At 71.2% G+C, this 250-nt stretch carries 1 pseudogene; it reads left to right on the top strand.

Annotation, left to right across the window (positions count from 1 at the left end):
- Positions 1-250 (top strand): annotated as a pseudogene (locus F6S12_RS33455) (N-acetyltransferase); the annotation flags it as partial.

Here is a 250-nt window from a genome sequence, read left to right as displayed (position 1 = left end):
TGCTCGATCTGACGCGCCATGAGCCCCGGCAAGCGCTTGCGGCGCAGGCCCAGGTGCGCTGTAGCGACCTGCGCCTGGAGGATTGGGCGCAGCCCGTGCAGAGTGCATTCGAGTCCGGCGAGGGGGGGATCGAGCAGTACCTGGCCCGGCATCGGGCGGCGCTGTCGGCGGGCCGGGCCCTGAGCCATTTCACCCTGTATGTCGAGGAGCGCCCGGTGAGTGCCCTGACCCTCTCGCTGCTGCCGGGGCT

Source organism: Pseudomonas sp. JV245A (assembly GCF_032424515.1).
GTDB lineage: Bacteria > Pseudomonadota > Gammaproteobacteria > Pseudomonadales > Pseudomonadaceae > Aquipseudomonas > Aquipseudomonas protegens.
This window is presented reverse-complemented; position numbering and strand designations above follow the sequence as displayed.